Origin of the sequence: Proteus sp. ZN5 (assembly GCF_011046025.1) — a bacterium.
Lineage (GTDB): Bacteria > Pseudomonadota > Gammaproteobacteria > Enterobacterales > Enterobacteriaceae > Proteus.
Map to the genome: position 1 here is coordinate 1 of NZ_CP047641.1, position 2,683 is coordinate 2,683.

The window sequence follows — 2,683 nt, forward strand, 5'->3', positions numbered from 1 at the left end:
GTTTTACTAACTTGCACCCCATGATACTTTCAGTATCAATGCCACTCATTTTCTGGACGAAAATGAATGACATAAGGCTCCGCCCTCTGGCTATTTTCTTCGGCTGGACGCCTGCGAAAAAAACCATTCACCCAAGCCCGTCAAACTCACTGCGTTCGTCTGACCACCCCCTTTTTTCGCCCCTGTATTTGGTCGCTCAAAAATGTGGTGGTCAGACGCTTCGCTTGACGGGGGGCTTTGCCCCCAAAACGAAACACGTTCACTGGGGTTCACTTGCCATCGCTGGGGCGTGTCATTTCGTTTCGGCTCCCCCTGTTTTTCCCTTTCTTCGCTGGACGCTCATCAGGATAAAAACAAAAAGCCTACCGCCCTCGTTTTACTCGGTTGGTCAAATCGCTTCTTGCCACAAAACAAGTTTGTGACTTTCAGCGATTTCGCATCGTTTTACTTGTCAGTTTGCACGATGTTAAAAACGCACTCAGAAGCCCGCAAAACCGTTCTAAACTTTCAGCGTAGATTTGGGTGTTTTATAGGGTGATCGTGTCTTAAAATCGTTTCGAGGGGCTTTAATGGGGATGAACGGGAGGTTTTTGCTAACTAACTCGCCCGTTTAACATAAAAGGGATTGTATGAATCAATTTTAGCTAGAGTTTAAGGTTGTTCAAATTAATGTACAATGATTGCACTGTATAAATAACCAGGTGTAGCATGTATGGAAAAGCACTTTATCAATGAAAAGTTTTCACGAGATCAATTTACGGGGAATAGAGTTAAAAATATTGCCTTTTCAAATTGTGATTTTTCAGGGGTTGATTTAACTGATACTGAATTTGTTGATTGTAGTTTTTACGACAGGAATAGCTTGGAAGGGTGTGATTTTAATAGAGCCAAACTAAAAAACGCTAGCTTTAAAAGCTGCGATTTATCAATGAGTAATTTTAAAAACATTAGCGCCTTAGGTCTTGAAATTAGTGAGTGTTTAGCTCAAGGAGCTGATTTTCGAGGGGCTAATTTTATGAATATGATAACTACAAGGTCATGGTTTTGTAGTGCTTATATAACCAAGACAAATCTTAGTTACGCTAATTTTTCTAGAGTCATATTAGAAAAGTGCGAACTGTGGGAAAATCGCTGGAATGGCACTGTGATAACTGGCGCCGTGTTTCGTGGCTCCGATCTTTCTTGTGGGGAGTTTTCATCGTTTGATTGGTCTTTGGCTGATTTTACTGGTTGTGATTTAACGGGTGGGGCGCTTGGCGAGCTTGATGCAAGGCGAATTAATTTAGATGGAGTGAAGTTGGATGGAGAGCAGGCGCTTCAGCTTGTTGAGAGTTTAGGTGTTATTGTTCACCGATAAAATCTAGGTAAAAAACGCCTAATGCCCCAATGTGGTACTAATCAAAACGGAGCGAAGCGACATCTTCATCTTGTCTTTGCTTTTCTCCATGATCAGTTATTGGGTCATGGTCTCTTAGCTCGTTAATCTGGCTAAGTTTGGTTAGGTTGGGCTTCTTTCGACACTTCGCAATCCAAGAAATCCCTAGTCCGTTGATTGGTGCTCTTATCAGGTACGCACTGTAATCTTTCGATACCGCAGCGTGATTCGGAGGTAGAGCCGGAATTTCGTTTTCCGGTACGTTTTACTACCACAATTTGCCTGTTTATCCTTTCGGAGACCGGGCTAAGTCCGAGTCAATCAAGTGGTGCATTTGGGTTAATGTCGTTGGCTGGTATTTAATGAGAACGTGACAAGCGCCTCTCACGTTGCTAAGATTGGATTGCGACGTCTAATCTGAGCAACGAATGCACAAGATTTAGAGTACCAGAGCCCTGTGATGCTGTCACGGGGCTTTGTTACATCTGGAGCTTGGTAAACCTCATAAATTCAATTCGCAACGCTCGCCGCAAGGCGTGAACTTGTTTCACGTCGAGGAAGCGGAATTTCTCGAAAGCCTTATACTGTCTCCGTTCACACATGATCGGAGGGTGTCTCTATGTCTCAATTATTTCGTTTGGCATCGCCAGAAGATTACGAATACATCGAAGAATTAAATTTATGGGAATTGTCATTTGATAAGCGACCGGTTCAAGGGGTTCGTTGTGAAGATCCGGTGATCGGGGCAGAAAAATATAATCAAGGGCGTGAAAAATTTAAGGCGTTAGCGTCACGGCATAAAAAACACTGGAAACCGAACGGATTGACCTTTTCGGAGTTGATCCGCTGGGCAATAGAATGCGGAACTCCAGAACAATGTCAGCTTGTTTTAGCGTTATACCATTGCACAAACGATGATGATTATCAGGCGATGGGAATTCAGTTAAGCCGAAGTATTGATAATGCAAATGTCAGTCCGATCATCTTTTTCACAGGTAAAAATCAACGGTTATTAGGTGATATTTCGATGCTAAAACAGCTCGAAGAAAAGGTGCGCTGACGTTAGGTTTACCTATTATTTTATGTATTATCCTATCTATTATTCTATCTCTTATTTTATCTATTTCGTCTGTAATAGGTAGAATAATACATAGAATAAGATACAGAATAATAGATAGACACAAGATGACGTTGTGTTATTTCTTACCCATTAATCCACCTGTTATTCTACCTATTACTTTACCCGTTATTGCACCCAATTTAGGTATAACGGGCAGAATAACGGGTGAAATAATGGGTAGAATCATA

Annotated in this window: 2 protein-coding genes; both read left to right on the forward strand. The window is 41.8% G+C overall.

Annotated features, from left to right (window positions below; genetic code table 11):
- The first annotated feature begins 712 nt into the window (after window positions 1-712).
- Window positions 713-1,357, forward strand: a complete 645-nt coding sequence (locus GTK47_RS20300; RefSeq protein WP_012634451.1) for a quinolone resistance pentapeptide repeat protein QnrD1 — start codon at window positions 713-715, stop codon at window positions 1,355-1,357.
- Window positions 1,358-1,994: 637 nt separating this feature from the next.
- Window positions 1,995-2,435 carry a hypothetical protein gene (locus GTK47_RS20305; RefSeq protein ID WP_015063446.1) on the forward strand — a complete coding sequence of 147 codons (441 nt, stop codon included), beginning with the start codon at window positions 1,995-1,997 and terminating at the stop codon, window positions 2,433-2,435.
- The last annotated feature ends 248 nt before the right edge of the window (window positions 2,436-2,683 follow it).

Bases quoted from the DNA above. Each gene is read 5' to 3' on its own strand.
- GTK47_RS20300 (WP_012634451.1), top strand. From the start codon at position 713: ATGGAAAAGCACTTTATCAATGAAAAGTTTTCACGAGATCAATTTACG.
- GTK47_RS20305 (WP_015063446.1), top strand. From the start codon at position 1,995: ATGTCTCAATTATTTCGTTTGGCATCGCCAGAAGATTACGAATACATC.